The sequence below is a fragment of the Nonomuraea sp. NPDC026600 genome (assembly GCF_040638335.1).
Taxonomy (GTDB): Bacteria; Actinomycetota; Actinomycetes; order Streptosporangiales; family Streptosporangiaceae; genus Nonomuraea.
In genome coordinates this window covers 198,741-222,421 of the sequence record NZ_JBEZYD010000010.1, presented here as the reverse complement: position 1 = coordinate 222,421, position 23,681 = coordinate 198,741, and the positions used below count along the sequence as shown (strand labels likewise).

The following is a 23,681-nucleotide window of genomic DNA, read 5'->3' as shown; positions in this document are numbered from 1 at the left end:
GACCCGGTTCAACGATGGGTGAACTTTTCACAATCGATTCGCCCTGGCTGCGACGGGGTCTCGGTAACCACCCCCGGCGCCTGCCGGGTGTCAAACCGCTTTCACGCGGGCCTCGCCGACCAGGACGTCCTGGTCGGCGAGGCCGCCGGTGGCGTCGTCGGCAGCTCGCGTGGTACGAGGCCCCCAGCCTCCCAGCCCGCGAACTCACCCTCGACTCCGTCAGCCTCGTCATCCAGCACGGCCCCGAACGCCTCTGGAACTGGCAACACATCGGCTCCGCCCTCCTCCTCGGCGAAACCGACCCCCTCTAACCACCACCAGAGTCACGCGACCAGTCGACACGGGTCCCTTGCCGAGCTTGCCGAATTGTTTTCATTGGGATCAAGACGGCGGCGCGCCGCGCCGCCGAACCCGGCCCTCTGCCGACCGCCGCCCGGGCGTGCGGCCGGGGGCCGGTTCCGGCCGGCGGCGACCCGGGCCGTAGTCGTACCACGCCCCCACCGGTCCAGCGGAGCCCGCCGACCTTGGCGGCGCACCGCCGCAACAGCCAGTCAGCCGAGCGGCCTACCGCTTCTGTCACCTCCTGCAAGCTGCAACCACGACCTGCACTACCAAGGCTGACAGTCCACTGGAGCCAGATCGAGTAGGTCACCACCGACGAGATCACCCGAGAACCAGCCCGCTAGAACTTCTGTCATGGTCAAATTGATAATCCGATGATCATCTGAATGGCGCGGCCAGACCGCCACCGGCCACAGTTCAGGGTCACCCTCGGTCAGCCAGCCCAGATAGTCACCATCGATGGAGCCTCCCCACGGCAGGAAGCCGCCAGGCTCCGGCCAGGCCGCGAACGGGTACTCCTCCGGCGACTGTGACCTGAAAGAGCGATAAAGATCGCCCGTCTCCCGGGCATCGGTGACCATGGTCGCTCCCCATTTGTCCCGCCGGGGATCCCCCACTCCCAACCACTCGGAGAACGCAATCGATCCGTAGGCGTCAATGAGCGCCACATAGTCCGCCGGCAACTTCGTGTCCAACTCGGCGAACAACTCCTCCCAGCTTCCCAAAGCGAACTTCGGGTTCGGCGGCGGGGGCACAAGAGCGATAAGCCGCTCCAACGCGCTCTGATCAGTCACGCGCTGACTGTAGCGAGACAACCCGACAAACCAGCCTCCGGCGGGGGCGCTCCGACTCCGGGATGATCGCCGCGCAGAGTCTGAGCTCCGTAAGTGATTGAGGTGGAAGCCTGATCATCCCGCCCACCATCGACCCGGGACAAGCCGAGCTATCGACAGTTATTGCAATTGGCGGACGTATTGACTAATTTCGATTTTAGTACAGCTCTGACATGCCTAGTGGAAGTGGCGCAACGTGGAGTCGTTGCCTCGAGAGCTTCCAGTGCGGCGAAGCCAAGGAATAAGCGCACCGACCGAGCTCGATCCGTGGCCTACGCCCATGTTTCATGGGCGGGTTGTTGACGAAACTCGGCGTGGAACGGTCGGCAAGATCATCCAACTCTCCGGGGTAAAGAGTGCTGCGAATCCACTTCACCTCTGAAGATTTACGTCGCACGCGCATGGCAGGCGGCCCTGACCCGATGTGGGAGATCACCCTCAGCGCCCACCTGCTGCAGAACCGCGAGGGCATGGTGACGTTTCGAAGCTGGCGCCGCTATGCGCACAGGCACCTCGGCACCTGGGCGCGCCTGGTGGTGACGCTGGCACCCGACGCGAGATATTTCCCCGACTTCCTGACCCCCGCAGAGGGAACCTCATCGGTGGAGGAGGGCATCGACACTCTGCTGTCCACACCTCGCGGCCGCCTCCGCGACGAACTCGCGACCCTGGCCGCGGTCAAGGCATTGCCTGGCTGGTGCCATCGCTGGGCGACCGGCGACGCGGAGACCGCCCGAGGCGTCCGCTCGGCCTTCTACACCTTCTACCAGACGTTGATCGCACCGTTCTGGGATGTGATCCAGAGCGAGTTCGCGGCCGAGCGTGCCCGCGGGTCACACGCGTTTCTGAACGACGGTCTCGACGGCCTGCTGAACGGCATCGGGCCTGCCCTGCGATGGCGTCCTCCCATCCTGGAGGCGGACTATCCCATCGATCAAGACCTATATCTCAACGGCGGCGGACTGCTGCTGGTGCCCTCGTTCTTCTGCTGGCGCACCCCGGTCACCCTCGCCGACCCCGAACTTCTCCCCGTGCTGGTCTACCCCGTCGCCCACAGGCTCGGCATCACCCCTGCCGACTCCGGTGCGCCATCGGCCGATCGGCCACTCGCGGCGCTGCTGGGAACCACGCGAGCGGCCGTCCTGCGCGCCATCAACGAGGGATGCACCACCACCGAACTCAGCCGTCGCACCGGCACCTCCATGGCCTCCGCCAGCCAGCACGCCTCCGTTCTGCGCGACGCCCGACTGATCGTCACCCGGCGCCACCGCAATACCGTGATCCACACGTTGACCCCCCTCGGCGCAGCGCTCACCGCGAAGACCCCGCTCGCCTAATAGAGATCAAACCCTGCCAAGCAGCAACTTTCGACGGTGCCTGAACAGCGTCGACTGTCCGGCGACCGGGCTGCCATGCTGCAAGTGACCAGCAATTCCACGGCTGGCGGCAGAAAACAACCGAGCACCACCCCCAGCAGAGGAAAGCGAGGCTGACTTCGGGAACCCCAGCAGTCGCCGTACGCTCACCGCGGCCGTAGCAGCGTTGTCGGGCGCGGCGAGGGGCCGCCGTCCCGTCTGCGAGCACGGCCCAGGTCACGGCAGGCCACTGCCGGGGAATGCCAGGCCCGACCGACTGGGCTGCCAGACCTTCAGCACCTGACGCGCGCGACATGGACAGGGACCGACGCGCTCGTCAACTCCTCACGGGTCCGTGAAGCCCAGCGTGACCGGCTACCTCTGTAGCGGCGACGGCTGGGAAGGACGTGCCAGATCCGTGATCGAAATCCGGCAAGCAAGTCGTCTTCGCAAAAATTTCAGTACTCTACAAAGGAGCGATGAGGCATGTTCAAAATCCAGAGGATACGCCGTCTAGCAGGGGTTGCTGCGTTAACTCTGCCCTTATCCATTTTCGCCATGGGAACCGCGCACGCCGATGCACCATGGCTGGAAGACCCCAGCATCTGCTCCAATATCCAGACGGCGCCGGGCCCGATATCCGTTAACGGCCGCACGGTCCAGATCCGTTACGGTTCGTGCAACGGTACGCAGTACGGATGGGGACGCATACTCGGTTACTCGCCTTTGGACTACATCCGCTTCGAAGTCGACATCACCGGCGACCGTGTCGCAGACGGATACTCGTACTATCGTGCCGGCGAACGTAACTACACCGCCGGTTACCCCACGAGTAGCAGCTCGACCCGCGCTTTCCGGGCCTGCTATGTCGCACTTCCCATCACAGATTGTGGCAACTCTGCGGCCGCCTCCACCCCTTGGTGGTGATCCAATCCCGAGGCGTGTACCCGCACGGCTATGCCGAGAAGTATGGCTGCACCATGACCGGCGCCGAGAGCGCCCCGGGCCCCCGACGCCAACGGCGACGGCTTCCCCGACGAGGCGACTGATTGGTGATCGGAACTTTACCCGCTGCAAGTTCCGATCACAGCCACCTGAACCGGCTCGCGGGCAGCGCTGCATCGAGCCTACGACCCCGCGAGCCGTTCATCGTCAGACCAGGAAGAGACTCATGAACACGACGCCCAACACGGTGGCGAGGGCCTGCTTCCTGCATTCGGGGACGATGAGGGATCCGGCGGGGCCGAAGATCGCTCCGCCGAGGGCTGCGATGACGCGGGCGGCGACCAGGGTGGGGTATTCGGAGGCGGCCGCCGACGGGCGCCGCCCGCCGTCAGCTGGACGAGCCCGGCGATCAGCGTCCCTTTGTGCGCTCCTGGGGGACCCCAAGCAACTGCGAGCCATCGGCGTCGGCGGCGGCTTCGCCGCCATCCACCGGCAAGTCGATGGGCTGGTACTGCGGCACAACCGCCGGCAGCGCGACCCCCTCGAACGCCGCGCGCTGGAGATGTTCCGGGCCGGTCAACGCCGTCAAGCAAACATGTACACAGGTTTGCCCGCCGACGTCGATTCCTTCTTGGCGCAGGTTAGAAGGGGCCGCTCTCCGGATAGCCAGCCTTTATGACGGCCTTGCGGGTCTTCGCGTTGAGTTTCTTCTCGCTGATGACCTTGCTGGCCGCCGGTGCAGCGATCTTCACCTTGGCGCCCCAGCCCGAATACTTGGTATCGGTGTGGAAGAGCATCTGGTCATAGGCCGCGCTGTCGTCGTCCGGGTAGGCCGTCGTGTCGACGACCGTGCGGGTGAGCAGGTTGTGTTCATCGAAGTACAGGTGGAACTCGACGTCGCCTTTCCCAGCGGACTTGTCGTGCCGGAAGTCAGCGAGTGTGGCGGTGCCCTCATATTGGCCAGTCGCTACTTCTGATGCGTTGTCCAGCATGAACTGCAGTTCCGCTGGAGTGACGCCCACGTCGAGGAGAGCGTTTTCGTGCCCACTGGCCCTCGACTGGATCCAGGAACGACCGGAAGGCAGCGCCTTGGCGATGCCGGAGTTGGTCACGTAGGCGTTTCTGCCCTCAGCGATGACCCGGTAGGGAGGGTTGGGCCCTTTCTGGCGTGAAGACATGCGGACACGGAGGTCGGCAGCTGCTGCGTTGCCTTTGCCGAAAGCCAGGGTGCCGACCGTGTGGGTGCTCACCCGTACCTGCATAGTCCGGTCGTCGGCGGTGAAATCGAGGGTGATGCCGCTTGCTTCGGTGATCTTTACGCCTTTGCCTGGGGCCAGCTGGGCTTTCAGGGCTTTCACCGGGTCTACTGGAGCGGCCTGCACGGATGCGACGGATGCCGCCTGAGCAGGTACGGCCACCGCGCACACGGCCGCGGCCGTTGCCACGAGGCCTGCGAAGAAGAGCTTCATTAGCATCCTTGCTTGGGGGATATGGCAGGGAAAAGAGTAAGAGAGTGGTGTTGGCGATATAAGGGATTTCTTGTAACAATCCGGTGCAGGCCGGTGATCCCAAGTGGTGATAGCCCTCGATGAAGGCGGGCGGGGGTAGTCCTTGCGTCCGCTCTCGTATTTTCGGGTTAGGGCTGGCAGAGATGGCCATTTCCAGGAAGGCAAGCCCTGTTCGGCACGCTGCGGCGAGATATCCAGGACGACCCACGAAAAAGGTAGGGATCGCTCACGTCGGTACCCGCCGTTGGTGGCTAGGGCGATCGCTGCCAAGGACCGACTTCGTCGGTCCTTGGCACCGGATGAGAGGGCTGGCCGAGTGCGTCTCCAGGAGAGATCGTAAAGCCCGGAAAGCCAAGCAGAGGCGTCGGGCGTTAGCTGATCATGGAGTGGAGGAGGTCTCGTGCGAAAAGTGATCGCGTGTCTGTCCCTGATGCTGCTCCTGTCCTCCGGTGGGGTTCCTCAACCCTCGCCCGGCCCATCCCATGGCGCCTCGCTTGACGAGTTCGAGACGCGTGCCCGGGAGGTGGTGGAGCGCTGGCAGGGCTCGGCCGACGACTTCGTCTGGCGCAAAGGGTTCGTTGCGTTGGAAGTACTGAACCCGCACGGATGGAACCACGTGAGCCGTATTCCGGCCTGGGTGAACAGGAGCTCGCACAACGCCCCCAGAAGTTGATGTTCCGCACGCGACCGAGGAAGACGCAGTCGACGAACTCTGCTTCGAAGGTGGACGTCTGGTCTCTCAGTCGAGACCGGTCGAAAGTGCACCTCTCGAAGCGGACGTTGCCGAAGAACGTGGAGGGCGCGAAGCGGGTGCGCCGGAACACGCTACCGCGAAAGACTGACTGCGGCCAGCCGGCACCGTCCCATGTCCCTCGCACGCAGGTCGTGCCCATCGACAGTTGCTCGAAGATAGCGTTGGTGAAGTCGCATTCCTCGAATTCGCTGCCGTGAACGGTGAACTCGGCGAACCGCGTTCCGGAGAAGTCCACGTTCACCAGCCGTGCCCGATCGAAGGTCACGCTCGACACTCCGGTGGGCAATTCGAACCGCTGACCGCGAAGCTCGCCGCGCGCGATCCACGCAGGGTCCCATGCCTCTGAACTGGGCTGGAGGCTGTATTGCTCAAATGCGCTCATGTGGGCCGCCTGCCACGACTGCGATCGGAACGCGTGTCCGCGGAGCGTCTCACCGCGCCGGGTGGACCGGCTGCAATGGTGTTCGCCGAATGAACGAGATCATGCATATGCGGAGTCTGGCAGTCCCATCCGACAAACTGCAGGACGAGCCGGTACTGGAGTCCAACGCTCCTGCGCCTGGTGCGACCGCCAGCAATTCGGCAGGCATTCCCTCTTGAAGGTGACGCCGCGATCCTGAACTTAGTGACGCCGACGAACTCCCCTTCCATCGGATGTCAGCCGGCACTTCTATAGTCAGCCAGGTCGGAGTGTCGCCATAGGATGACTCGGTGATCGACGGTGATGACCTCGCGTACAAGATAATTTTCTCTCACGCTGACGAGGCGATCGACGAGTACTGGACCAAACTCGGTGGTCAGCCCGTCTGGTTGGAGGAACCGCAGTGGCCGCTCTGCTGGCGGCACGAGCGTCTCATGGGGTTCATCGGGCAGTTCCGTTGCCCGGCCGGCAGATTCGGATGGCTTACCTGTTCATGGACAACGAATCCGAGGAGTCGTGGAACGCGGAAGGCAGGGAGAACGCGCTCATCGTGCAACCGGGCCGGATTCCGCCCTTCGTGCGGACAGCCGACGCCGCCACCGGCGAGAGTCTTGAAGCCGGTGAAGCCGTCCATCGCGACCACGTCCACGGCGTCGCGCCAGGCCTCGTCGCGGTCGGCGAGCCAGGACTTGAACGCGTGCTTGGAGCGGCCCTCAACCATGTCGAGCAGCCGGGCGGGACCTGTGCCATCACGGACGGCGGTGAGATCGACGATCACGGTGACGAACTTGTCGCCGCGGCGGGTGTGGCGCCACACGTGCTCGTCTACCCCGAGCGCGTTGACACCGTCGAAGCGGTTCTCGTCGTTGATCAGCACCCGCTTGCCTTCGGCCAGGACAGCGTCGTTGGCAGTGGTCCACGCGACGCCGAGTCCCTCGGCGACTCGGGCCACGGTCAGGTGCTGGCACACGATCGCCTTGAGTGCCCACCGCAGCCCGCGACGCGACAGCTTCGTTCGCGGCTCAGCCGCGAGGCTGGTGTCCTGGCGCCACACGTGACCGCAAGCGGTACACCGGTAGCGGCGCACGGTCACCACGAGCGTCGTCGGCCGCCAGCCCAGCGGCTCGTGGGCCAGCTCCCGGGTCACGGTGTCGCGCGGTACGCCTTCGCAACCACAGCGACGGCACCACTGGTCCGGCTCGACGACCCGGCATGCCAGCACCGCACGGTCGGGCCTGAGTCGTTGGCCGGTGACGGCCAGACCGAGCTCATCGAGCTGGCAGAACTTGGTCAGGTCAGGGCAGGCAAAGGTAGCGTCAGACAAGTCGAGGTGTGCCAATCTGGAAGACCACGACTTCCGTCCCGGGGCAGCGATGCACAAACGCAGCCGGACGCCCGATCTCGTGTCACAGTCGCAGCGGTCTTCTTCGCCTACCCACTCAGATCGGTCAACGGCGCACCCGATAGCGCAGGTGAAGCACCCGGTTGCCCTGAACAACTACGTCTGGGCCTTCCAGCAGGTGCTGCGCGTCGACGGAGCCGAAGTAACGCTTACCGGACCCGAGCACGACGGGTGCGACGTCCATGCGTACCTCGTCGACCCAACCTGCGGCGAGCGCCTGGCCGCCGACGTCGCCAGCAGCGAACTCGACAGTGCGGTCACCCGCAAGCTCCCGCGCCTTGGCCACGGCCGCCTCGATGCCGTCGACAAAGTGGAACGGCGCCTGGAGGTCCCAGCCCTCGGGCGCACCACGGTGACTCACCACGACCACATGGTCGATCCCACTCGGAGGCGTCCCATCCCAGCCGTCGGTGATGTCGAAGGCGTGACGGCCGGAAATGGTCACCCCGACCTCGTCCCAGTACGGCCGGACGTAGTCGAACGAAGCCTGCGACACCTTCAGAACGCCACTGTCGTCCAACGGCACGTCACCGCTGACCAGCCACTCGAAGATCGGACCGGGGTCGTCGTTCTCAGCCGCGATGTAACCATCCACCGAAACCGACGCGTTCATGACCACTTTCCCCATGGATTCCTCCTCTGTTTGGAGTCCCAAGTCTTGTGCGACGTGAGCTGTCGCTCTTGTACGAAATCAATCGGCCGGGAGCGGCCAGCCGTCCAGGACGTGGTCGGGATGATCGCGCAGGAATCGCCGCCGGACTTCGGCGTACCGGGTCGGCGTGAGCCCGGTGAACTCCCGGAACTCGCGCACGAAGTGGGCCTGGTCGAAGTAGCCCGCGCCAGCGGCAACGTCTCCCCAGTCGATCGGTGCAGCGACGTCGAGCGCCAACACGGCGGAGCTGAAGCGGTAGCTGCGAGCCAGCCGTTTTGGCGTGACACCGACTACGGCCTTGAACCGCTTCGCCAAATACGTGCTGCTGGCGCGGGCCGCCACACCGATGTCGCTGATCGGCACTGTCCCGCCTGTCGCCGCAACGGCGCTGCTCATTTGGCGGACCAGGTCAAGGCCGTCGATCACCCGCAGCCGTCGCACCAGTTCCTCCTCGAGCAACATCAGCATTTCGTGCGGTGCCTCCGCCAAGGTCAGTCGGTGTCGCAATTCAGCGATAGCGGGCTGGCCCCAGATTTGCTCCACCGTCGCAGGCCGGTCGCACAACTCGGCCGCGGGCATCGGAAGGAACGGTGCCAGGCCCCACGGCCTGAAGTGGACGCCCACGGACCGGGTCGGGGTTGGGTAGCTGAACTCCCACGCACGCGTGGGCGTGGTGACCGCGCAGCCGTCGGCGTACTCCACGGCGTCTACGTCGGTGCCTGCGCGGATGAGAAACGGCGCCCCGAGGTTGACGATGAGCAATGGCGCGGGCGCCGCCGGCAGCATCAACCGGGAGTACGGCGGGGCGCCCTCCAGGTAGTAGAGGTCGTCGATCAGCCCGTCCAGCGGCGGACCGGGCATTCTGGATACATACTCCACGCCGACATCATCGCCGACGGCCCATCCGGCATCACGCCCGCCGCCAGCATCGAGCCGGCGCCGATCCCTGACGGGCGCCCCGGCGCATTTCGGTCCCCAACTACACCCCACGTTGTGAAGGGCCCTCATTGTTCGCTGAGAGCGGGGTGGGTTACGGCTTCCTCAGCCCCGACGAGAGGGAGGGCCGCTTCCTGCGGCAGTGCTAACTCACCGAAGGGAAAGGTGGCTGATCTTCGTGTGAGGCGGTTCACCAGGAACGCGGAAATGCACACTGGATTGTTGTTGGGTGCCAAGCGAGGAGAGCTGTACAGCAACGCCGCCTCGCACGATTTCCCTCGTCGGCTCTCACGTGAAAGTGCCTCTGAACAGGCGATAAGGCGCATTCGAGGAGTCGTCGCAACACAGTGCTCACTTGCCGTGGCGAGAAGCATGGCGAGGCGGAACGATGCGTGTGTCATCCCGGTAGAGCTGGTTCATATCCGCCGTCGGCTGGCGGCGCTAGGCCAGGCCCAGTGACCTGACCAGGTCAAGCATTTCAGCGCGGTGCAGCGCGGCTGGGTTGCCTGCGACGGGATGGATGTGACCGTCGATCTCCAGGGCCACCAGGCCGTGCATGCGGCCCCAGACCCGCAGCGCGAGCGCTGCCGCGGCAGGTGGCACATCCGGGAGGTCTGCCTGGATCTTCGCGACATAGTCCGGGTGAAGATCGGACCAGGAGGCGTCCTCGGGCTGGTGGTGCCGGGCGTGGGGCCATGCGATGGCTACCAGGCGGGTGAGGTCGCGGCACACTCGGCGCGCTGTCCGGTCCACCGGTCCGTCCTCGGGGGGCTGATAGCCAGGGATGGGCTGGCCGTAGAAGAGCCGGAAGCTCTCCGGGTGAGCCAGCGCCCATTCCCTCAGGGCTTGGCCCCAGGCCATCAGCTTGCCGCCGGGATCGGTGTCGGGCACGGCGTTGCTGGCGGTTTCCAATGACTCGGCGAGCGAGGCGGCGATCTCGCTGATCAGTGCCGTGATCAGGTCGTCTCGGGTGGGGAAATAGCTGTAGATCGCACGTGGGGTCATTCCCATCTCGCGGGCGATGCCGCGCAGCGAGATCGCCCCTGGCCCTCCGTCGGCCATCTGCCGCACCGCGATGGCCTTGATCTCATGGCTCGTCTCCGCCCGCAGGCGTTCCCGGCGGCTCATCACAGCGTCCGTGCTCATGTTGACCTAGGTTACAGGAGTACATTAGGTTTCGGCGTATCAAAAGTACACGCCGTGTCCAAGAAGGTAGGGAACCATGCCCGCTTACGTCATTGTCGGAGCCGACGTGCTCGACCAAGAGGCCAGCCTGGCCTACGCCGCCGTGGCCCAGCCGTCCATCCTCAGCCACGGCGGGCGTTACCTTGTGGCAGGCCCCACACCCGAGCCGGTCGAGGGCGCCTGGGATTTCTCCCGCCTGCTGGTCATCGAGTTCCCCGACATGGACCGGATAAGGGAGTGGTACGACTCTCCCGAATACCGGCGGGCCCGGGAGATGCGGAAGAGCGCGACTCGGGTGCGGATGTCGTTCGCCGAAGGCTCTCCACCCGAGGGCTTCTCCCTCCCGGCCTAGCTGGTGCGGTGACGGAAAGGAGTGCCGAGAAAGGTCGCGGAGTTCCGGCGCGGGTTGCGTCCATGGGAGTGGTGTACGTGCATCTCCGCCAGTTCGGGGAAGCTTCGTCTTTTACTGGTCGGACGATGCCATCCAGGCGGCAATCTGAGTACGCGACTTGAACCCGAGCTTGTTCAGAATATGGCGAACATGGCTGTCCACAGTGTGCTCGGAAATGAAAAGCCGGGCCCCGATCTGCTTGTTGCTCAGGCCGTCCGTGACCAGTCGCGCGACCTCTGCCTCCCGCTTCCCGAGCGGCGCCACGTCGGCGGAGGCGGAGGCGGAGGCGGCGACCTGGGGCGATTCGCCGAGTGCCAGCCCGATGGCGGCGGCCCGGCTCAAGCGTTTTCCCGCCTCGAATTCGGCCTCGAATCTGGCGGGCCCGAGTTCCGCGGCCGCCGATTGTTCGGCCCGGGTGACGAGTGGGAGGAGAAAGGGCAGGATGTCCGCGCCCGCGCCCGTGCGCACGGTTTCCGCCGCCCCCAGCAGTCGCGCCGCGAGCCGCGCCGCGCCCGAGTCGGCGGCATGGCACCCCAAGGCGTCGAGCAGGCAATACTGCGCCACCCGGTCGTCGATCCGCTGGGCGATTCGCAGTGCCTCCGTGAACAGTGGCTTGGATTCGCCGAGATCACCGGCCATCAGCATGACGGAGCCGTGGTTGAACAGCATCATGTCGAGGCTGTAGAGGTCGCCGATTTCCCGGCTGATCCGCACGCCTTGTGACGACGCGGATCTCACGCTGTCGAGATCGCCGTCGAACAGTCCGTTGAGCGACTGGGCCTGCAACGACATCAGCGTGGCCGGGAGGTCGTCGCACGCCGCGCGGGCCTCGCCGAGCAGGCGCTTGGCGGATTCGCGATCGCCGGTCATGTTCGCGGCCATCGAGGCCAGAGAGAGCGATTGTGACCGCAGACTCGGCTCCCGGGCCGCCGCCACCGCCTTTTCGAGCGCCGATCCGGCGGTTACCGGATCGGACTGCAGCACGGCCAGGAACCCGCGCATGAAGTGTCCCTGCGCATCACCGCCTCCGGACGCGATCAGCTCGTCGAGCCACCGAACGCCTTCATTGGTCGCCCGCGTCATCCAGTACCAGCCGAGGGAGACGGCGAGGGCAATGCCGCCGGAGAAATCCTCCTGGTCCAGGGATCGCCGGAGAACCGATCGGACGTTGTCGATCTCCAGGTTCATCCATTCGAGCCACTCGACAAGCCGGAATCGGGCCTCGGCCGTGGAACGCAGGCACCTCGTTCTGTAGTAGTCGGCGAATCGCCGTTCGACGGCCTCTTCCTCACCGGCCGCCCGCAGCTTGAGAACGGCGTATTCGCGCATCGTCTCGTGCAGCCGATAGCAGGCGAGATCTCCGGCGTCCTCCTTCATCACCAGGGATTTGTCGACGAGCGAAGACAGAAGGTCCAACGCGTCCGCGGAATCGCAGACGTACTCGATGTCTTCGAGCGTGAACCTGCCCGCGAACACGCACAACCGCCGCAACAACGTCTGCTCGCCCGCCGCCAGCAGGTCGTGGCTCCAATCGATGGTCGTACGCAATGTCTGATGGCGCGGCAGCGCGGCCCGGCCACCCCCGACGAGCAGCCCGAACCGGTCGGTCAGGCGATCGAGGATCTGCCCGGCGGTGAGCACCCGGGTCCTGACGGCCGCCAGTTCGATCGCCAGGGGCAGGCCGTCGAGCCGGCGGCACAGATCGACCACGGCCGCCTGGTTCGCCGCGGTCAGCTCGAACGCGCCCGATCCCGCCGCGGCCCGTTCCACGAACAGCGCGACCGCCTCGTTCTGCCGGAGCCGCGCGAGAGCCGTGTGAGCCACGGGCAGTTCGAGCGGCGGTACGGGGACCACGTGCTCGCCCGGCGCCGACAGCGGCTCGCGGCTGGTGACCATCACCCGGACGCCCGGCGCGGCCTTCAGCACCTCGGTCACGAGCCGGGCGGCCGCTTCGACCAGGTGCTCACAGTTGTCCACCACCAGCAGCAGCCTCTTGTCGCGCAGGTAGGACAGCAGCCGGGCCAGGGGCTCGGTCGCCGCCTGGTCCCGTAAGTCCAGGGTCGTCAGCACGGCGTCGCCGACCCGGGCCGGATCCCGTACCTCGGCCAGCTCCACCAGCCATGCCCCGTCCGGGAACCCGCGGCCGAGATCGGCCGCCATCCTGATCGCCAGGCGCGTCTTGCCGACCCCGCCCGGCCCGACGAGGCTGACCAGGCGCGCCTCGGAGAGTTTCCTCCTGACGTCTGCCAGCTCGTGGCGGCGGCCCACGAAGCTGGTCGCTTCGGCCGGCAGGTTGCCCGAGAGGCGCGGCGGTCTGGCCATGGTTGACCTGGACACTACTCCCGAATCACGAATCTCCGTGATATCGGCGGCCCGGCCCCGCTGCCTACCGTGACGAGCATGTCCGAGGAGCCGGTGATACAGCGCGTCGAGGTCAGCTTCGTCGGCGCCCCGCCCGTACGGCAGGTGGCGCGCGCAGGAGAGGTCATGAAGGCAATCCGCTTCAACCGGTATGGTTCGCCCGATGTTCTGAGCCTGGAGGACGTCGACATGCCCGCTGTCGGCGATGACGACGTGCTGGTCAGGGTGAAGGCGGCCGCCGTCAGCCCGCTCGATGTTCGCACCATGACGGGCACGCCGTACTTCATGCGCCTGCTGTGCGGTCTGCCCCGGCCCAGGCCGATCGGCCTGGGCGGCGAGATGGCGGGCTGCGTCGAGGCCGTGGGCCGGAACGTCACCAGGTTCCGGCCGGGAGACGAGGTCTACGGCGGTCGTGGCATGGCGCCCACCGCGCGCAGTGCGGCGTTCGCCGAGTACGCCAGCCTCCCCCAGGACGGGATGGTTGCCAAGAAGCCGGCCAACCTCTCTTTCGAGGAGGCGGCGGCCATGCCGGTGTCGGCGCTCAGCGCTGTTCAGGCATTGCGCGACAAGGGCCGCATCATGCCTGGGCACAAGGTGCTCGTCAACGGCGCCGGGGGAGGTGCGGGCACGTTCACGGTGCAGCTCGCCAAGGTGTACGGCGCCGAGGTGACCGGCGTGTGCGGCACCCACAACGTGGACATGGTCCGCTCGATCGGCGCCGACCACGTCGTGGACTACACCCGCGACGACATCACCGGGACGGGACGCCGCTACGACCTGATGATCGACATGGTCGGCAACCACCCCCTGCCCGTGATCAGGCGGCTGCTCACCCCGAACGGCGTGTTCGTGGCCGTCGGCGGGCCGCTCAAGGGGATGTGGATCCGCCCCTTGCTCGGTCCGCTCAAGCTGCTCGTGCTCTCCCCGCTGATCGGTCAGCGGCTGGCGCCGATCGTGGCGAAGGCGAGTGGCGACGATCTCGACCTGCTGCGCAAGCACGCCGAAGCCGGGAAGATCGCTCCGGTCATCGACCGGACGTACGCGCTCAGCGCCGTTCCGGACGCCATCCGCTACCTCGACAAGGGACACGCTCGGGGCAAGGTGGTCATCACTGTTTCGTAGCAGGGGTGGTGGGGCGGTGCCGGCCGGATCGGTAGCGGCCCGGGGTGGTGCCGATGATGTTGGTGAAGGCTGAGATGAAGCTGCTGGGATTCGCCCAGCCGCAGGCGTGGGCGACGTGGGTCGTGTCGTGGCCGTCAGCGAGAAGGACGAGTGCGTGGTAGATGCGTAGTTGTGTGCGCCATTCATAGAAGGTCATGCGGAGTTCGTTGTGGAACAGCCGGCTGAGAGTGCGGGCGCTGGCTCCGATCGTCTGCCCGAGTTCGGCCAGTGAGGTGTTGTCTCCGGGCTGCTCGTACATCATCCGGGCAATGGCTTGCAACCGGTCATCGTGCGGTTCCGGCAGGTGCAGTGGCTGCTCGCGTGCTTCGTGGAGTTCGTCGACGAGGACTCGACGGAGGCGAGCGCTCCTGGCCCGGTCGTGGTCGCCCGCGGCGCGGTCGTAGTTGCGTGGGCCCGTGAGGGCGAGCACGATTTCGCGGGCGAGGTCGGAGACCGTGAACACGGCAGGATGGCCGGGTACGAGCCGGGCCAGGGACGCCGGTAGGAAGAGGATCCGCATATCGGTGTGGCTGTGAGCCCGGTGGTAGTGCGTGAACCCGGCGGGAGTCCATGCGACTCGATTGGCCGGCACGATCGATGTGCCACGTTCGGTGTGCACGGACAGGACGCCATGGGCCGCGTACACCAGATGTCCACGTGAATGAGAATCCGCCGAGCTGGTTCCCCCCGATGGCCATAGATGTACGCCTCCGGACGGCCATAGATGTGATGTCGGATCGGGCCGGGCAGGTTGGCGGCCAACGGGCATAACTTGGCATTCTACCGGTGGCCGGTCACAGCGCTTTCTCGCGACAGTGGATGCGTGCGCGATGAGATGTTCGGTGTCGCGACAACCCATGTTCCCGAGGTGGTGCGAGATGAGTATGACCATGCGAGCGGCGGTCTGTGTCAGGGCGGGTGGCCCGGAGGTGCTGGAGATCCGGGAGCTGCCGGTGCCGGCGGTTCGGGAGGGCTGGAGTCTGGTGCGGGTGAAGGGCACGGGCTTGAACCGGTCGGAGCTGAGGACCCGCCAGGGGCATTCCCCGAACGTGACGTTCCCGCGGGTGCTCGGCATCGAATGTGTGGGAATCGTGGCAGCCTCGACCGATCCCGAGTTGCCGGACGGGACGACCGTCGCGGCGGTGATGGGTGAGATGGGCCGGGAGTTCGACGGCGGTTATGCGGAGTACGCGTTGCTGCCGAACTCGCTGCTGATGCCGGTCACCACCACGTTGCCCTGGGACGTCTTGGCCGCGCTACCTGAGACGTACCTGACCGCGCAGGGATCGCTGGACGCGTTGGGGGTCGTACCGGGTGGTCAGGGGCGGTTGCTGATCCGTGGCGGGACGTCGTCGGTGGGGATGGCGGCCGCGTCGATCGCGGCCGGTTACGGTGTCGAGACCGCGGCCACGACCCGGCGGCAAGGCAAGGCCGACGCGTTGACCGCGGCCGGCGTCGACCATGTGCTCGTCGACGCCGGGGGATCGCTGGCGGCGAGCGTGCACGCGGTCTGGCCCGAGGGGCCGGACCATGTTCTGGATCTTGTCGGGGCGCGCACGGCGGTGGACTCGCTGCGCCTGGTCCGTCGTGGCGGGACGGTGTGCGTGTCGGGCTCCCTCAGCGGATGGGCGATCCCGGACTTCGAGCCGATAGCGATGATCCCGTCCGGAACCAAGCTCACGGCTTTCCACAGCGACGACTTCAAGGGCAGCGCGGGCACGACCGTACTGCAGCGGATCGTCCACGAGGTCGAGGCCGGCGTCTATCGACCCAACGTCGACCGTGTCTTCGGCCTGGACGACATCGTCGCGGCCCACCGGTACATGGAGAACGACCAAGCCACCGGGAAGCTCGTCGTGGTGCCCTAAGCAACCGTCGCCAGAGGGCAAAGCGTTTCTCCTTCTGTTGCTGGTATCCGTTATGGTCCGGCCAGGTCGTCGCCAGTGCCTGACTTAATCCGAGGTTGCCGTGGGGCGGTGAAGGCCGGCCGGGCCGAGCCACGTCGTGAGGGCGGTCCGGAGCGCGTCCAGGTCTGGCTGCTCGCCGGCGCGGGTGACCCAGGCGACATGTCCGTCGGGACGGATGAGTACGGCGTCCGCGCCGAGATCGGAGCCCTCGGCAGGACGGGCGCGGACGAGATCGACTCCGCGGTGCTGCCGACCGCGTAGATGACGTAGTCGTAGTCCAGCGCGCTGCCCGACGCCAACCGCACGGTGCGGGCGGCGGTGTCGATGCGCGTGACGCTGTCGACGACCAGCTGGATGCCCTCGCCGAGCAGCGTGCCGTAGTCGATCGTGGCCTCGCCGGTACGGGCCACGAACTGGTGCAGCCGGATGCGTTCGACGAACTCCGGGCGCGGATTGACCAGAGTGATGTCGACGTCGGCGCGCATCCGCAGGCGGTTGGCCGCGAGCGTTCCGGCGTAACCGCCGCCGATGACCACGACCTTGTGGGCTGTGTTGTGTTCGGTCATGCCCTCAGGACACCGCGGATCGCTGAGACGTGAAATGACGCGACGTGACGTACGTCACTCCACTCGAGAGCGCGGGAACACGTGTTCGTGGCCGGAGCCTTTGGCCCATCCCCAGCTGTGACACAGAACTTACCGACTGTCCGAGATCGCCTCCGTGATGCTGCACGAGGGTGATCATTCGCAGTTGGCCCAATTCTGGCCCTCGCGGTCGAAGTCCTCCCGGGAGATCACCTTGTCCACAAAGACGATCTCTGAGTCCACTCCGTTGGCCTCTGGAGTCTTCGGCGGAACGCTTTCCCCCTGCTGGATGAGGACCTGGCCCGGCTTGAGCTTGGCGAAGTCAGCCGCCCTGAAGCTGACGTCGCGGATATTGACTTGGCTGGAGGAGCCACCCTGGTTCTGATAGCCGATCGCCGAATAGAGCACCCCCGGGCGGAGCGCGAACGGTTTCGGCTCTACCGTCCAACCGTCTTCTGGTGTATCCAGCCGGACAGCTGCGCTCTGCCCATTGAGAGGCGGTGCGATAAAGTCCACATCATCCGCGACCGTTGCGGATGACGAAGGGCCTGGCGCCGAATCCAAGGCGCCCGAGGCGTCCTCGTGGTGGGAGATGCTCACACGTTCAGGATCCGCTCCCTCGCACCATGCCAAGACGATGATGGGATGCCCCTGCGCGTCGATACTGACGCCGGACCACCCGCCTGTGGGAGGCGAGCAACTCGTAACGCTCATCATCCCGATGACTGCCAGCACGATCCCGCACAAGCGCCGCATATACGTAGGTTAAGCAAGACCGACATCGCTGCCACGGGCCGTGATCATACTGCCGTTCAACCGTAGCAGGGCCGTGCAGGGCGACCTGGCCAGGGCGCTTACGAAGAGCCTGCGATCCAGCATGCCGCCGTACAGGGTGGCAAGCTGCCGATTCGTCAACCTTCTGGGAACCACCTTGTCCTTTGGTGGCCTTGTGAAAAGAAGGTCAGCCGCTACGTCACGGCTTCTCTTTCCTTTCTGCTGGGCGCACGAAAGGTCGAGACTAGGAGATGCGCTTCCAGTAGGCGAAAATGGAATCCCAAAAAATCTTCCGGTCCGAAGCCAGGCTCGCGGTTTTGTCATGCCAGATACCCTGGTGGCCTCGCTGAACGTAGTAGGCGTTGGTCATCGCCTTGAGATTGAGCTCGAGGACCTTGTTGGGGAAGCGACCGAACAGCCCGGGCTTCCCAGCCAGATCCTTTTCGTCCCAGACCGGGCCCAGGATGGGGCCGAGGGCACTTATTGTTTTCTGTCTGTCGACCTCCAACAGCGGTCGGTCGTTCACGACCGACATGTTGCTCTTGTAGATAACGTTGTAAGCCAGTTGGATGAACTCGTCCAGACTGCTCTTCGCCCAAAATCCGCCGACCTTCGTGCGCCGCTTGTCTGATGCGCCGGAGCTGCTGTCCTTGCCGTCGGTTGTCTTCATCGAACGGCCCTTGGCCAGCCATAACTCATGGCCGAACTGGCCGATCCGTTTCTGGAAGAAGAAGGGATTCTTTCTGTCCTCGACGAACTTTGCGAGCGCGAAGACGGCGATCGCAGGACCGGTGATCAGGAGCATCCCCGAGGCCCACTTGACGTCATGCCACCGCTTGGCCGGACTCTGCTTCCAGGCTTTGCCGGTCAGACTCGCATAGGCTGGGGCAGGCCAGCTTCGGGCGGCGATTGCCGCGCCGGTGCTGAGAACGGCCATGCCGAATCCCATCTCAGCGGCGTGCTTCCAATTCCAGCCGGCACCGCCGGCCCATCCCGCGGTCGCCAGCACGGTTGTACTCACCGCCCCGCCGACCAGGATCCGGGAGAATGCCCGCTCCCATGTGGCCGACTCCATGGCCTCGGCCAAGCCGGTGAGCGCGGGTCCGCCCCGGCGCAGTAACGCCGGCAGCGCGCCGTGCGCACCGGCCATCAACCCGCCGGCGAGCGCTCCGTGCACCGTACCCCGAAGCAACCCCGCCGCATCGATGGTGCCGGTGGTGAACAACTGATCGATCGCGCTCAGCCCGCCGGAGTACATCGCGCCCAGCGCGGCCTGACGGATGATCAGCAAGGTGATCCGCAGTGCCAGGCCCTCCGTTCGGAGCAGCCTTTTCACCGCGGCGTCGAGTAATGGGCCGAGGCGGGGGGCCAGTAGCTTCGCGAGGAGCATCAGTGCCAGCACGAACGCGGCGGATGCCACGAATCGCCATCTGGCCTTGACGATCGCGTCATAGGCGATCTGGCCGCAGTAGGCGAGATGCTCGCACCGCCGCCGGAGGTCCGCCAACTGCCCCTTCTCGCCGTGGACCATCAGCGCGGCCCGTCCGAACGCGGCCGTTGCCGGCCCGGCCCCGGCCCCGGTCGCCCGCCTGGCCTGCCCGGCGATCTGCTCCTGAACATCGCCGAGCACGCGTCCCAGCGCCGTCGCGGCATCCCGCAGTCGCGCCACACCGTCGAGATCGCCATCCGGCCACGCGGCCCCGACTCCTACGGACTCGAGGAACCAGAGCGCCCGGCTCACGAGGTCAGGCGGTGGCGTGGTCGTCGGTAGGCCGTGCGGGCCCAGCTTGGGTTTGTACTCCTCCGGATCCGTCAGCCATCCCGGGTACGGCTGCGCGCGCGGGATCCCGGTGTTCGCCCCCTCGGCTGTGGCGTATGTGCCCCCGGTGACGACCAGCCCGGCTGCCATCCCGCGTAGCAGGTTCACCGCCACGACCAGGTCTTTCAGCAGGTCGTCACGTATTCCGGCCAACCCCGGCAGGCCCGCCTCGGGATCGCCCTCGAACAGCGCCCGGCCCAGATCGTCCTGACCGAAGGGCCGTTCATCCATCGCCAGGCAGAACGCGTCCACGCCCAGGGCCGCATCATCAGCGGCCTCCCAGACGCCTCTCCCCGCGCTGACCCAGATCTCCGGGTTGAATTGCAATACCCGTGCGGGGGTCAGATCGTTGGGGGAGATGTCTCCTCGACTCCATGATCTATAGCAAACGTTTGCGAAACTCTAACGGATCATCTACGCCGATGGAATATGTGGCCGCTTTTGGCAGTCCTGGCAGAAAGATCAGCGGAGGAGGCGTCGCCAGTGGCGTTCCCGGCGGCTACCGGATCTGGGCTCCGCGGCGTCATCGGCGACCTTACAGCGGCCTGAGCAGGTCATGGGCCGCGAACCAGAGTGTGTAGGGGTTCGCCAGGTCCGGGTAAGACGCCATCATCCGGTCGATGAGCTCGGCAGGGGCGGAGCTACGTTGCAGCGCCGCCTCGAAATCGGCGAGGTAGCGGCGGCACTCGCCGAGCTGGCGGCGGGCGTCGTCGTCGACGGCCGAGGGGTTGCGGTGGCCGGCGATCACGGTGTCGGCTTCCAGCGCCGCCACGTCATCCAGCGCCCGCATCCAGCTGGCACAGCCGCCACCAGCTCCGCGACCTGATCAACCCGCCGTAGGCGGCAGCCGGGACTCTCACCGCCACCCGTCCGGTCGAGGGCGTCGAGCGCGACATCTCACCTTCGACGACCACAAGACGCTCCGCGTCGGTGGCGAGCGCATCGAGCTGGCCTGGCACGGCACCAACCACACCCCGGACAACATCTACATTCGCCTGCCCGGCCACGACATGCTCATGCTCGTCGACGTCGCCCTGCCCGGCTGGGTGCCGTTCTACGGCTTCAACCTGAACGAGGACGTCCCCGGATCCATCGCCGCGCGGGCCAAGGCTCTGTCCTACCCGTGGAAGCACTACATCGGCGGCCACATGGGCCGGCTCGGCACCCGCGACGACATGGCCGTGCACCAGCAGTACGTCACGGACATCGTCGCCGGCGTCCGCACCGCCCTGGCAACGGTCGACCCGGCACCGTACTTCACGAAGTACGGCAACAACACCTGGGCCGGAGTCAGGACCTACCTCGACGCCGCGGCCGACCACGCCGCAGCACCGGTCATCAAGAAGTACACCGGCGTCCTCGCCGCCGGCGACGTCTTCACCGCCAGCACCGCGTTCATCATCCTCGAATCAATCCGCCTGGACCTCGGCTATGGCTCCCAGATCCACCCCTGACCTCGGAGGGTCCTTCGTCCTCGGCGCACAGCGCGTGCGCCGGGTCGGGTACGGCGCGATGCGACTCGCCGGCGACGGAGTCTTCGGACCACCACGAGATCGCGACGAAGCGGTCCACATCCTGCGCGCCGCTGCCGCAGCCAGATGACGGTGCTGGGCCAGGGACTTGCCGTGATGAGATAGAGATCATCATCTGTGATGATCCGCGCATGAAACGCATGAGCGTCGTGCTCGTGGTGGCCGGTCTGCTGAGCGTCGCGATTCCCGGCGGCGCCGTGCACGCGACTTCCGAATCGAAGTCTCTCGACTCCGTCGTCAAAGCGATCAAGAAGCAGTTCGCGACGAAGAGCAGTGTGCGCTTCTCCGTCAAGCGACGCGGCGGGCCCCCGGCCACCTGGGACATCAAGGCGTCCGGTGCGTACCGCTTCAGGGCTTCAGGCGTGTACGCCGCCGACACCACGACGATCTCCCAGGAGGTAGGGGGGACAGGCCGTTCCCGGGAAATCAGCATCGGCCGGGAGTTCTACTCACAGGCCTACGTGCGTTCCAAGGACGGCAAGTACGTCTGGAAGTCGCCGTCGACAGTGGGGAAATGGACCTACGGGCGGAATTTCCCCGGGGTCATTTGGGGAGAGGACCTGATCAACGGGATCAACCCGGGCTTCCTCAAACAGGTCGCCTCTCACGATGCGACCAGCGCCGATGGCGGAACTTTCGAGGGAGTGAAGACGACCCTCCACAGCGGCACGGTGACGGTTCCCGCGCTGGGCGAGAGGCAGGCAGGGATAACCTTCGGGACCGCAAAGGAGGATGGTGTATGGAGCGGGCCGATCATCTGGAAACTCTGGGTGGGCCCGGACAACCTGCCGCGACGTTTCCACGCCATCATGAGGTTCGCCCCGTCGGAGGGCGGTGACGCCGAGACCATGACGATGAACATCATTTACCGAGGATGGGGGAAACCCGTCAAGATTACGGCTCCGCCCAAGCACCTCATCACCGACGACTGGTGATCGACGAGCTGCCGAACAACACCCTCGTCTTGGTTGGGACGTTCTCCTGCTTGGCGCGCCGGCTCTAGGCCCTCTTTGGGATCAACGCGCGCTCTGCGCAGAGTCGTTGTGGGCGCGTATCGCGATGGTGCTGACGGTGCCGTTGCCTCAGGCAGTGGTGTTCATCATCGTCCGCCCGTCCAGGGACGCCACCGTGAACTCCGGCACGAAGCGTGTGGTGAACAGCCCTGCCATCCCGCTTCGCAGCATATCTACTTCACTCGCGACGAAATCCCAGTCATCGAGGAGGCGTACCTGAACCCACGCGAGGTCATCGTACCCATCGTCCGTTTCGTAGTATCTCGCGTAGCAGACTGAGAGTGCGTTCCGCGAGCTGATGTCCCTTTCGTCGGTGGGGTTGGGATAGGTCGGCCGGTCGAAGGCTCGCCGCTCGGGCTATGGGCGAGGCTGGGTGAACAATCCCGGCTCGGTCTCGACGAGGATGCCGCGGTCGGCCAGGCGTTTGAGCTTGGCGCGGACGTTCTGGATGTTGTTCTGGCTGAGGGGCAGGTCCATGGCCAGGGCCAGGTCACGGGCGCGCAGGGAGCCACCGGCCTCGCCGAAGACGGCGAGAATCTGCTGGTAGGCGGGATGATCGGGGACAACCGGCGGCGGGTCGGCCGGCGCAGAATCTTCGTCGGCGAGGGAGATGAGAGTCTTGCGGCTGATCCGCAGGTGCTCAACCTGCTCGCTGAGTTCGCCCAGACGCGCGGTGAGAGTGTCGATCTCCGCCTGGATCTGCTCGATCTGGCAGGTCAGGGAGTGCTCGCGGGCGTCGATCCGGTCCAGGAGCCAGGCGCCGGGGTCGGACTGGCGCACGTCGGGCCCGGTCATGTCCACCGCCATGACGGGGCCGTACCACGGGTCAGACGGCGGGACATCACATCCGTCATCGCCCAATACACCCGTGATTCGGAACTGGCCGGAAGGTGCTCGTAGTTGCGGACCAGACGGCGGTGGAACATCAAAATGCCGTACGTCTGCTCGACGACCCATCTCTTGGGCTGGGGGATGAATCCCTTGCCGGCGGGGCTACGTTCGACGATCTCCACGTCGATCCCCAGGTCGGCGCCATGCGCGACGACCGTGTTCTTGAACCCCTGGTCGACCAGCGCCTTGGTCACGGTTCCCTGCGTGCTGGCGGCGACCCGGTCCAGCAGGGCGATCCCGGCGGTGTTCTCGTGGACCGAGGCGGCCAGCATGACCACGGCGATGACCAGGCCCAGCACGTCTACCGCCAGGCCGCGTTTCCTGCCCGGCACGCGCTTGGCGGCGTCTTTTCCGGTGGTGGAGGCGGGGACCCCGGCCGCGACGTGGACGCTCTGGGTGTCCAGCACGACCAGGCTCGGGTCGGCTAATCGCTTCTTCTTCTCGCGCAGATGCCAGCGCAGCAGGTCGTGGATGGTCTTGTCGGTGCCGTCGTCACGCCACTTGCCGAAGTAGTAGTACGTCGCGCTCTTGGGCGGCAGGTCGTGCGGGAGATAGTCCCATTGGACGCCGGTCCGTCCCTGGTAGCGGATGGCGTTGACGATCTGGCGTAACTCGTAGTTGCCCTCGTGGCCGCTGACGGACGGATGGGCGGCCTTCCACGCGGTGAGTACCGGTTCGATCACCGCCCACTGCGCGTCGGATAAGTCACTGGGGTACGGCTTGCGCTCAGTCACTCGACCATCACAGCACGACCGGACCCGCCGACCGGCGGTAACGCTACAAATCCATACGATCACACTACGACATCACGGGCATAGGCTCGCGAACCGCACTCTGAGAGCAGGAACTCACGGTCATCGTTGATGAGCCCGTATTCAGTTGCCATCCGGAACCAGCTCGCATTGACCTTGCCAG

General features: G+C 65.8%; 22 protein-coding genes and 4 pseudogenes. 9 read left to right on the top strand and 17 right to left on the bottom strand.

Annotation, left to right across the window (positions count from 1 at the left end; genetic code table 11):
* Positions 1 to 101: 101 nt before the first annotated feature.
* Together AB0F17_RS24630 and AB0F17_RS24625 are read right to left on the bottom strand one after the other, a co-directional pair.
* Entirely contained in the window at positions 102 to 269 is a 168-nt protein-coding gene (locus AB0F17_RS24630; protein WP_358026722.1) for a hypothetical protein, read from the bottom strand.
* Positions 270 to 608: 339 nt separating this feature from the next.
* A complete protein-coding gene (locus AB0F17_RS24625) occupies positions 609 to 1,136 on the bottom strand; it encodes an SMI1/KNR4 family protein (RefSeq protein ID WP_358026720.1) in 528 nt (175 codons plus the stop codon).
* A 440-nt stretch (positions 1,137 to 1,576) separates the two neighbouring features.
* Between AB0F17_RS24625 and AB0F17_RS24620 the strand changes: the two genes are divergently transcribed.
* From AB0F17_RS24620 to AB0F17_RS24610, 3 genes are all read left to right on the top strand, one after another.
* A complete protein-coding gene (locus AB0F17_RS24620; protein ID WP_358026717.1) occupies positions 1,577 to 2,512 on the top strand; it encodes a winged helix-turn-helix domain-containing protein in 936 nt (311 codons plus the stop codon).
* Between the two features lie 504 nt (positions 2,513 to 3,016).
* Entirely contained in the window at positions 3,017 to 3,457 is a 441-nt protein-coding gene (locus tag AB0F17_RS24615; protein WP_358026714.1) for a hypothetical protein, read from the top strand.
* A complete protein-coding gene (locus AB0F17_RS24610; protein WP_358026711.1) occupies positions 3,396 to 4,154 on the top strand; it encodes an AAA family ATPase in 759 nt (252 codons plus the stop codon). Before AB0F17_RS24615 ends, AB0F17_RS24610 begins: the two co-directional genes overlap by 62 nt.
* Here AB0F17_RS24610 and AB0F17_RS24605 read toward each other — a convergent pair.
* The gene (locus AB0F17_RS24605; protein ID WP_358026709.1) at positions 4,117 to 4,944 is read right to left on the bottom strand and encodes a hypothetical protein; all 828 of its coding nucleotides are present in this window, start codon (positions 4,942 to 4,944) and stop codon (positions 4,117 to 4,119) included. The two genes, AB0F17_RS24610 and AB0F17_RS24605, sit on opposite strands and share 38 nt — an antisense overlap.
* Positions 4,945 to 5,383: 439 nt before the next feature.
* Between AB0F17_RS24605 and AB0F17_RS24600 the strand changes: the two genes are divergently transcribed.
* On the top strand, positions 5,384 to 5,656 hold the full coding sequence (locus tag AB0F17_RS24600; RefSeq protein WP_358027082.1) for a hypothetical protein: 273 nt from the start codon (positions 5,384 to 5,386) through the stop codon (positions 5,654 to 5,656).
* A gap of 238 nt (positions 5,657 to 5,894) precedes the next feature.
* On the opposite strand, the pseudogene AB0F17_RS24595 reads toward AB0F17_RS24600, so the two are convergent.
* The 5 genes and pseudogenes from AB0F17_RS24595 to AB0F17_RS24575 form a co-directional block, all read right to left on the bottom strand.
* Positions 5,895 to 6,119 (bottom strand): annotated as a pseudogene (locus AB0F17_RS24595) (pentapeptide repeat-containing protein); the annotation flags it as partial.
* Positions 6,120 to 6,765: 646 nt separating this feature from the next.
* A pseudogene (locus tag AB0F17_RS24590) lies at positions 6,766 to 7,482 on the bottom strand (transposase); the annotation flags it as partial.
* A gap of 124 nt (positions 7,483 to 7,606) precedes the next feature.
* Entirely contained in the window at positions 7,607 to 8,188 is a 582-nt protein-coding gene (locus tag AB0F17_RS24585) for a dihydrofolate reductase family protein (RefSeq protein ID WP_328624473.1), read from the bottom strand.
* Positions 8,189 to 8,251: 63 nt separating this feature from the next.
* Positions 8,252 to 9,073 carry a helix-turn-helix domain-containing protein gene (locus AB0F17_RS24580; RefSeq protein WP_358026706.1) on the bottom strand — a complete coding sequence of 274 codons (822 nt, stop codon included), beginning with the start codon at positions 9,071 to 9,073 and terminating at the stop codon, positions 8,252 to 8,254.
* 516 nt (positions 9,074 to 9,589) lie between these two features.
* Positions 9,590 to 10,294 carry a TetR/AcrR family transcriptional regulator gene (locus AB0F17_RS24575; RefSeq protein WP_358026703.1) on the bottom strand — a complete coding sequence of 235 codons (705 nt, stop codon included), beginning with the start codon at positions 10,292 to 10,294 and terminating at the stop codon, positions 9,590 to 9,592.
* A gap of 76 nt (positions 10,295 to 10,370) precedes the next feature.
* Between AB0F17_RS24575 and AB0F17_RS24570 the strand changes: the two genes are divergently transcribed.
* The gene (locus AB0F17_RS24570; RefSeq protein WP_358026701.1) at positions 10,371 to 10,685 is read left to right on the top strand and encodes a DUF1330 domain-containing protein; all 315 of its coding nucleotides are present in this window, start codon (positions 10,371 to 10,373) and stop codon (positions 10,683 to 10,685) included.
* A gap of 111 nt (positions 10,686 to 10,796) precedes the next feature.
* On the opposite strand, the gene AB0F17_RS24565 is transcribed toward AB0F17_RS24570, so the two are convergent.
* Entirely contained in the window at positions 10,797 to 13,046 is a 2,250-nt protein-coding gene (locus AB0F17_RS24565; RefSeq protein ID WP_358026699.1) for a LuxR C-terminal-related transcriptional regulator, read from the bottom strand.
* Positions 13,047 to 13,124: 78 nt separating this feature from the next.
* Between AB0F17_RS24565 and AB0F17_RS24560 the strand changes: the two genes are divergently transcribed.
* Positions 13,125 to 14,207: an NAD(P)-dependent alcohol dehydrogenase gene (locus AB0F17_RS24560; protein WP_358026696.1), complete on the top strand. Its 1,083-nt coding sequence runs from the start codon at positions 13,125 to 13,127 to the stop codon at positions 14,205 to 14,207.
* Here the strand turns inward: AB0F17_RS24560 and AB0F17_RS24555 are convergent.
* Positions 14,194 to 14,892, bottom strand: a complete 699-nt coding sequence (locus AB0F17_RS24555; protein ID WP_358026694.1) for an AraC family transcriptional regulator — start codon at positions 14,890 to 14,892, stop codon at positions 14,194 to 14,196. The genes AB0F17_RS24560 and AB0F17_RS24555 overlap by 14 nt on opposite strands.
* Before the next feature lie 232 nt (positions 14,893 to 15,124).
* On the opposite strand from AB0F17_RS24555, the gene AB0F17_RS24550 reads away from it, so the two are divergent.
* Entirely contained in the window at positions 15,125 to 16,114 is a 990-nt protein-coding gene (locus tag AB0F17_RS24550; RefSeq protein ID WP_358026692.1) for a zinc-binding dehydrogenase, read from the top strand.
* Positions 16,115 to 16,198: 84 nt separating this feature from the next.
* Here the strand turns inward: AB0F17_RS24550 and AB0F17_RS24545 are convergent.
* The 5 genes and pseudogenes from AB0F17_RS24545 to AB0F17_RS24525 form a co-directional block, all read right to left on the bottom strand.
* Positions 16,199 to 16,435 (bottom strand): annotated as a pseudogene (locus AB0F17_RS24545) (hypothetical protein); the annotation flags it as partial.
* Positions 16,399 to 16,719 (bottom strand): annotated as a pseudogene (locus AB0F17_RS24540) (FAD-dependent oxidoreductase); the annotation flags it as partial. The pseudogenes AB0F17_RS24540 and AB0F17_RS24545, both read right to left, overlap by 37 nt.
* Before the next feature lie 174 nt (positions 16,720 to 16,893).
* Positions 16,894 to 17,337 (bottom strand): hypothetical protein, encoded by a 444-nt coding sequence (locus AB0F17_RS24535; protein ID WP_358026689.1) that lies wholly within the window; start codon positions 17,335 to 17,337, stop codon positions 16,894 to 16,896.
* 418 nt (positions 17,338 to 17,755) lie between these two features.
* The gene (locus AB0F17_RS24530; RefSeq protein WP_358026687.1) at positions 17,756 to 19,657 is read right to left on the bottom strand and encodes a sugar transferase; all 1,902 of its coding nucleotides are present in this window, start codon (positions 19,655 to 19,657) and stop codon (positions 17,756 to 17,758) included.
* A 208-nt stretch (positions 19,658 to 19,865) separates the two neighbouring features.
* Complete coding sequence (locus tag AB0F17_RS24525; RefSeq protein WP_358026684.1) at positions 19,866 to 20,102, bottom strand: hypothetical protein; 237 nt, start codon at positions 20,100 to 20,102, stop codon at positions 19,866 to 19,868.
* On the opposite strand from AB0F17_RS24525, the gene AB0F17_RS24520 reads away from it, so the two are divergent.
* Both AB0F17_RS24520 and AB0F17_RS24515 read left to right on the top strand, forming a co-directional pair.
* On the top strand, positions 20,080 to 20,784 hold the full coding sequence (locus AB0F17_RS24520) for a hypothetical protein (protein ID WP_358026682.1): 705 nt from the start codon (positions 20,080 to 20,082) through the stop codon (positions 20,782 to 20,784). The two genes, AB0F17_RS24525 and AB0F17_RS24520, sit on opposite strands and share 23 nt — an antisense overlap.
* Positions 20,785 to 20,993: 209 nt before the next feature.
* The gene (locus AB0F17_RS24515) at positions 20,994 to 21,797 is read left to right on the top strand and encodes a hypothetical protein (RefSeq protein WP_358026679.1); all 804 of its coding nucleotides are present in this window, start codon (positions 20,994 to 20,996) and stop codon (positions 21,795 to 21,797) included.
* A gap of 435 nt (positions 21,798 to 22,232) precedes the next feature.
* Here the strand turns inward: AB0F17_RS24515 and AB0F17_RS24510 are convergent, their stop codons facing one another.
* Entirely contained in the window at positions 22,233 to 22,682 is a 450-nt protein-coding gene (locus AB0F17_RS24510; RefSeq protein ID WP_358026677.1) for a hypothetical protein, read from the bottom strand.
* Positions 22,667 to 23,500 carry an IS5 family transposase gene (locus AB0F17_RS24505; protein ID WP_358026674.1) on the bottom strand — a complete coding sequence of 278 codons (834 nt, stop codon included), beginning with the start codon at positions 23,498 to 23,500 and terminating at the stop codon, positions 22,667 to 22,669. Before AB0F17_RS24505 ends, AB0F17_RS24510 begins: the two co-directional genes overlap by 16 nt.
* Positions 23,501 to 23,681: the final 181 nt, after the last annotated feature.

Excerpts from the sequence above, each read along its gene's own strand:
- AB0F17_RS24620 (WP_358026717.1), top strand. The coding sequence starts at position 1,577 with ATGGCAGGCGGCCCTGACCCGATGTGGGAGATCACCCTCAGCGCCCAC.
- AB0F17_RS24615 (WP_358026714.1), top strand. The coding sequence starts at position 3,017 with ATGTTCAAAATCCAGAGGATACGCCGTCTAGCAGGGGTTGCTGCGTTA.
- AB0F17_RS24610 (WP_358026711.1), top strand. The coding sequence starts at position 3,396 with ATGTCGCACTTCCCATCACAGATTGTGGCAACTCTGCGGCCGCCTCCA.
- AB0F17_RS24605 (WP_358026709.1), bottom strand. The coding sequence starts at position 4,944 with ATGAAGCTCTTCTTCGCAGGCCTCGTGGCAACGGCCGCGGCCGTGTGC.
- AB0F17_RS24585 (WP_328624473.1), bottom strand. The coding sequence starts at position 8,188 with ATGGGGAAAGTGGTCATGAACGCGTCGGTTTCGGTGGATGGTTACATC.
- AB0F17_RS24580 (WP_358026706.1), bottom strand. The coding sequence starts at position 9,073 with ATGCCCGGTCCGCCGCTGGACGGGCTGATCGACGACCTCTACTACCTG.
- AB0F17_RS24575 (WP_358026703.1), bottom strand. The coding sequence starts at position 10,294 with ATGAGCACGGACGCTGTGATGAGCCGCCGGGAACGCCTGCGGGCGGAG.
- AB0F17_RS24570 (WP_358026701.1), top strand. The coding sequence starts at position 10,371 with ATGCCCGCTTACGTCATTGTCGGAGCCGACGTGCTCGACCAAGAGGCC.
- AB0F17_RS24565 (WP_358026699.1), bottom strand. The coding sequence starts at position 13,046 with ATGGCCAGACCGCCGCGCCTCTCGGGCAACCTGCCGGCCGAAGCGACC.
- AB0F17_RS24560 (WP_358026696.1), top strand. The coding sequence starts at position 13,125 with ATGTCCGAGGAGCCGGTGATACAGCGCGTCGAGGTCAGCTTCGTCGGC.
- AB0F17_RS24550 (WP_358026692.1), top strand. The coding sequence starts at position 15,125 with ATGAGTATGACCATGCGAGCGGCGGTCTGTGTCAGGGCGGGTGGCCCG.
- AB0F17_RS24515 (WP_358026679.1), top strand. The coding sequence starts at position 20,994 with ATGAAACGCATGAGCGTCGTGCTCGTGGTGGCCGGTCTGCTGAGCGTC.
- AB0F17_RS24510 (WP_358026677.1), bottom strand. The coding sequence starts at position 22,682 with ATGGCGGTGGACATGACCGGGCCCGACGTGCGCCAGTCCGACCCCGGC.